Consider the following 5,260-nt stretch of genomic DNA (forward strand, 5'->3'; position numbering starts at 1 on the left):
GGCCAAGCGCGACGCCAGCGACCCCGCGCCCACCCCGGCCCGCGGCAAGTCCCGCACCGCCGTGCCCGCCGACGACTCGGAAGCGGACCTCCCCGCCCCGGATGAGAGCGCCACCGAGGCGGCCGGCCCCCAGGGCTTCCTCACCCTCGTCACGGAACCTTCCGCCCGCGTGTCCCTGGCCGGCCGTTCCCTGGGAGAAACCCCGCTCACCAAGGTCGCCCTCCCGGTGGGCAGGCACACCCTGAAGCTCATGGACGGCACCGGCCGCCCCTTGAAGCTCCTGGTGGAGATCAAACCGGACGACACCACCTCCGTCCGCGTCCCCCTGGAGATGCTGGCCAACCCCTGAACCTGTCCGACAGCCGGACAGGTTCTCGCGGCGCCACGCAATCACCCGCTGGGGTCCTCCGTACCCGAGGCATTCCGCCGGGACGTGCTCCCACGTCCTCGCGCCTCGTCCGGAGCCGCCCATGAGGATGTCCTCGCTGTCCCTGCTCGCCGCCTGCTGCCTCGCCACCACCGCCTGCACCGCCCACGCGGAGGACGCGGCCCGGCCCTCCCAGGGCGCCGGTGAGACGCGCCAGGTGGAGGACTTCCACGGCGTCTCCGTGAGCCACGGCATGCACGCGGAGGTGAAGGTGGGCCCCAAGTCCGTCCGCCTGGAGGGCTCCCCTGAGAACCTCTCCCGCATCCGTCTGGAGGTGGAGGACGGCATCCTCACCACGAACGTGGAGCGCAAGGGCTGGAGCGGCCTCAACGGGAAGGTGAAGCTCATCGTGTCCTCGCCCCGCATCGACCACGTGGAGGCCAGCGGCGGCAGCCACATGAACGCGGACGTCACCGCGTCCGATGAGTTCGACGCGGAGGCCAGCGGCGGCGCGGTGCTCAACGTGAGAGGCGTGGACGCCAAGAAGGTGGAGGCCGAGTCCAGCGGCGGCTCCGAAATCACCCTCAGCGGCCGCGCGACGCAGCTGGAGGCCGAGGCCAGCGGCGGCGCGCAGGTGCACGCCCAGAAGCTCCAGGGCATCACCGACCTGAAGGTGGAGGCCAGCGGCGGCTCCATCGTGGAGGCGGATGCCCCCTCCAGCGTGTCCGGTGACGCCTCCGGCGGCAGCATCATCCGCCTGTCGAAGCGGCCGCGGAACGCCCAGGTGGACGTCAGCGGCGGTTCGCGCCTCGACGCCTCGAACTAGCAGCGGTACCGGGAAAGGTTAGCCGGGCCCCGGGGAGTTCCCGGGGCCCGGATAGGCCCCCCACGAGGCAAAAAGAGACGCCGCACACCGGATCTCCAAGGTCATCCGGGCGACCGTCCTACCTTCCACGTGACCGCCGGCCGCACCGGAGTGCCGCCGGACAGGCGCGTGGGCCCCATGGAACGCGCTCGAGTGACCGAACGCTTCGCAGTCCCCAAGATATTGGAAGTCGGTCCCAATCCCAAACACCCAGCGTCGGTTTCGCTACGGGACTCGCAGGGGAATCCGCACCCCGCCACGCCTGCCATCCCCGACGGACTGTAAAAACGAATGCACCGCTTTCACACGGTGCGTCGTTGAGACGCGTCAGGTCGGGTCCATCCAGCGATGATGGAAAAATCCGCACGAGCGGGACTCCGCGAGCAACCTGTTCAGCGGGCCGGAGGGAAGCGGTCCGCGTTCTGACGCTCCACCATCCAGCCCGGGTACTCGGGGGGCAGCTTGGAGACGGCGTCCAGCTTCGAGAGCTGCTCGGCGCCGAGGCGCAGCTCGGACGCGGCCAGGTTGTCCTCCAGTTGGGCCTGCGTCTTCGCGCCGAGGATGACGGTGGTGACGTGCGGCTGGTGCAAGAGCCACGCGAGCGCCACGCGCGCCACGGTGGTGCCCGTCTCCTTCGCGACCTCATCCATCACGTCGATGGCGTTGTACGCGCGCTCGCGGTCCACGGGCGGGAAGTCGAAGGTGGTGCGGCGGGCGCCCTCGGGGCCTTCTGCGTCGCGGCGGTACTTGCCGGAGAGGAAGCCGCCCGCGAGCGGGCTCCACACCATCAGGCCCACCTGCTGGTCCTTCATCAGCGGCACCAGCTCGCGCTCCAGGTCGCGGCCGGCGATGGAGTAGTAGGCCTGGAGCGATTCGAAGCGGGACAGGCCGCGGTGGTCGCTGATGCCCAGCGCCTTCATCAGCTGCCACGCGGCCAGGTTGGACGCGCCCAGGTAGCGCACCTTGCCCTGGCGCACGAGGTCGTCCAGCGCGCGCAGCGTCTCCTCCAGCGGCGTGGCCACGTCGTAGCCGTGGATCTGCAGGAGGTCGATGTGGTCCGTGCCCAGGCGCTTCAGGCTCGCGTGCACGGAGTCGAAGAGGTGGTAGCGGGACAGGCCGGTCTCGTTCTGGCCCGGGCCCATGCGGCCGCGCACCTTGGTGGCCAGCACCACCTGCGAGCGCTTCTGGGCCAACGCCTTGCCGAGCAGCTCCTCCGACTGCCCGTTCGAATACACGTTCGCGGTGTCGAAGAAGTTGATGCCCGCGTCCAGGCACCGGCCCACCAGCGCGTCGGCCTCCGTCTGGCCCTGCTGCCCGATGTTCTTCCAGATGCCCTCGCCGCCGAAGGTCATGGCGCCGAAACACAGTTCAGAGACAAACAGGCCGGTGCGGCCCAGCGGACGGTAGTGCATGTGCGTGTCACCTTGGGTGGAAGTGAAGGCGGCCCCACATAACGCCCGGTGTCCGGCCCCGCAGCGGGAAGGCACGCGATGACGGCCGCGCGCCGCTTCGTGGGCTGGGACCTGACGGACCCCTTCGCCCGCGCGCCCCGCCCCGTGGACGAGGCCATGGTGGACGGTGACGGCCGCGTGCGCTTCTCCCAGCGCGTCTGGCCCACGGCGCGGGCCGGGCACGGGCTGGACCCGGAGGCGCTCGCGGAGGCCTTCGCAATGAAGCCCGGCGACGTGGTGGTGGTGGACGGTCCGCAGGCGCTGGCGAACCCCGGCGCGAAGGTGCGGGACGCGGAAGCGCGGCTGCGCGCTCCGGGCCGTACCCCGGACGTGCTGCCCGTGCCCGGCGCGCCCTTCGCGGGCTTCGTGCGCGGCAGCGTGCTGCTGTTCGCCGCGCTGCGGGCCCATGCCCGGGTGCCCATGCTGGACCTGGACACGCCGTCGCTGTCACACGCGCGCCTGTTCGAGGCCTTCCCCGGCGCCACCTGGCGCGCGCTGGCTGTGGAGAAGTTGGGGGCAAAGTCCACGCCGGAGGGACGCGCCCGGAGACAGGCCCTGCTGGAGTCCTCCGGTCTGCGCTTCGGGGACTCAGGGACGTGCACGCACGACCAGCTGGATGCCGCGCTCTGCGCCTGGCTGGGATGGCTCACGCGAACCCGGCCCCGGGACGTCATCGCGGTGGGCCGGCCCCTCACGCACGACACGGATGGAACACTGCGCGAGGGGCGCATCCTGGACCTGGACCGCGCTCACGCCGTGAGCCCGTGAGGACTCAGCGCCCGCGCACCGGGTCTTCGTGATGGTCGTGCCCTGGCCCGCCGAAGGTTCCGGGCCAGGGTTCCTCCGCGGGCTTCAGGCCGGGAATCGGGAAGCGCCGGAAGCGGGCCCGGCTGTAGGCGAAGGGCGGATCGCAATCGCCGCACGTGTCCGCCCCGTCCATCATCACCACGCTGTCCGGCCCCAGCTCCAGGAACTGCGCGGGCGTGGCCGCGTTCGGCACCGGGCACTGGAACACCTCGCTGCCGTCCTTCGCGCTCACCGCGAACAGCACCGGCCCCGCCGCGTTCATGCCCGTGCCCACCACCACCGTCTCCGGCGCCTGGCCCGGCCAGGCCGTCCAGCTCGCCAGCCGCACCTCCGGCGCCACCGGCCCCGGCCACCCCTGGAACCCGTGCGTCCAGGACGGCGTGAGCTCCGGCAACGCGTAGCCCTCCAGCGTCCACCCGCCCGCGGTGTCGTCCTCGGAGGGCGAGGGAATCACGTGCGCGGAGGTCGCCAGCGCGCGGCCCAGCCCCCGGGGGAAGGTCTGTGAACCCACCGGCTGCCCGTCCTGCGTGCGCAGCGCCTGCGTGGAGCGCTCGTTGAGCAGGATGCCGTTCACGATGGCCAGCTCCCCCGCGGCGAAGGCCTCCGTCTTGCGCCAGCGCGGCACCCCGTCCTGCGAGAACGCCATCAACAACGTCGGCGCTCCCGGATACAGCGGCGCTCCCACGTTCTGCGTCTGTCCAAACGCCAGGTACAAATCCCCCGCCGCGTCGGACGCAACACCATACGGGTGCGGGTGGTTGCACTCCGCGAGCAGCGGATCCTCCAACGCCTGCGCGGACACCATCCCGCCAAAGGCATCCAACACCACCAGGAAGTACTGCCGGCACAGCGTGTCGCGCGACGTGCCCGCCGGGTACGCCTCGAAGAGCGCCGCCAGCCGGTCCGGCTGCATCACCCCCAGGCGCGCCATGAACACCGTCGTCAGGCCTTGCGTGAAGTCCGGCCGCGCCGTCGTCAAATCGAACGTCCACCGGGGCGCACCCGTCACCCGGTCCAGCAGCGACACCTGCCCGGACAGCGGCAGGTCCATGCACAACAGCCGGTCGTTCCACAGCATGCACCGGCGCCCGGACGTGCTCGCGCGCACCGGCACCGGGCCCGCCGCGTCCAGCAGCGCCGGCACGAAGAAGCCCACCAGCGTCACGTCCCCCGTGGGCCCCACCAGCAGGTCGTGCAGCGCCTCGCCGTTGGAGTCCGCGTCGTAGGTCCAGTCCGGCGCCAGCGCCGTCGCGGCGGGGCGCTCGCAGACGGAGCCCTTGCACTTCCCCAGTCCCTGGCAGGGGCTGGCCGACGTGCAGGTGAAGTTGTCCGGCGGGTCGCGGCGCTGGCACGTCCCGTCCAGGCACACGTCCGCCACGTCACAGCCGCGCTCCGGGCCGCAGAACGTCCCGTCCGGCGCCTTCGCCAGCGTGCACCCCACCTTCGGGTCGCACACGCCCACCTGGCACTTGCCGTCCCCCGGGCATGGCGGCGCCGGCACCGACGTGCAGCCGTCCAGCGGGTTGCACACGTCCGTGGTGCACGCGTCGCCGTCGTCGCAGGCGCGCTCCGTCCCCCTGCACCGCCCGGCCGCGCACGCGGCGCCCAGGATGCACGCGTTGCCCGGGTCGCACGCCGCGCCGTCCGGCTCCTGCGTCTCCACGCACTTCTCCGTCGCCACGTCGAACGTGGCGGTGTGGCAGGCCACCGGCGTGGGGCAGTCCGGGTACGGGTTCGCTTCCCCGCGCAGCTCCACCCGCACCTCCCCTC

5 protein-coding genes are annotated in these 5,260 nt (G+C 71.9%); 3 read left to right on the top strand and 2 right to left on the bottom strand.

Annotated features, from left to right (window positions below; all coding sequences use genetic code 11):
- Both D7W82_RS38155 and D7W82_RS38160 read left to right on the top strand, forming a co-directional pair.
- On the top strand, positions 1–349 hold a 349-nt coding region (locus D7W82_RS38155; protein ID WP_120622964.1), incomplete at its 5' end, for a PEGA domain-containing protein.
- A 121-nt stretch (positions 350–470) separates the two neighbouring features.
- Positions 471–1,193: a head GIN domain-containing protein gene (locus D7W82_RS38160; protein WP_120622965.1), complete on the top strand. Its 723-nt coding sequence runs from the start codon at positions 471–473 to the stop codon at positions 1,191–1,193.
- Positions 1,194–1,624: 431 nt separating this feature from the next.
- Here the strand turns inward: D7W82_RS38160 and D7W82_RS38165 are convergent, their stop codons facing one another.
- Positions 1,625–2,644 (bottom strand): aldo/keto reductase, encoded by a 1,020-nt coding sequence (locus D7W82_RS38165; RefSeq protein ID WP_120622966.1) that lies wholly within the window; start codon positions 2,642–2,644, stop codon positions 1,625–1,627.
- 78 nt (positions 2,645–2,722) lie between these two features.
- Here D7W82_RS38165 and D7W82_RS38170 point away from each other — a divergent pair, with 78 nt between their 5' ends.
- The gene (locus D7W82_RS38170) at positions 2,723–3,451 is read left to right on the top strand and encodes a DUF429 domain-containing protein (RefSeq protein WP_120622967.1); all 729 of its coding nucleotides are present in this window, start codon (positions 2,723–2,725) and stop codon (positions 3,449–3,451) included.
- Positions 3,452–3,455: 4 nt separating this feature from the next.
- On the opposite strand, the gene D7W82_RS38175 is transcribed toward D7W82_RS38170, so the two are convergent.
- A partial coding sequence (locus D7W82_RS38175) for a tenascin-X (protein WP_120622968.1) occupies positions 3,456–5,260 on the bottom strand: 1,805 nt, incomplete at its 5' end.

Origin of the sequence: Corallococcus sp. CA049B, assembly GCF_003611685.1 — a bacterium.
Classification (GTDB): domain Bacteria; phylum Myxococcota; class Myxococcia; order Myxococcales; family Myxococcaceae; genus Corallococcus; species Corallococcus coralloides.

What these genes read in the sequence shown, in the direction of transcription:
- D7W82_RS38160 (WP_120622965.1), top strand. Translation starts at nt 471, where the DNA reads ATGAGGATGTCCTCGCTGTCCCTGCTCGCCGCCTGCTGCCTCGCCACC.
- D7W82_RS38165 (WP_120622966.1), bottom strand. Translation starts at nt 2,644, where the DNA reads ATGCACTACCGTCCGCTGGGCCGCACCGGCCTGTTTGTCTCTGAACTG.
- D7W82_RS38170 (WP_120622967.1), top strand. Translation starts at nt 2,723, where the DNA reads ATGACGGCCGCGCGCCGCTTCGTGGGCTGGGACCTGACGGACCCCTTC.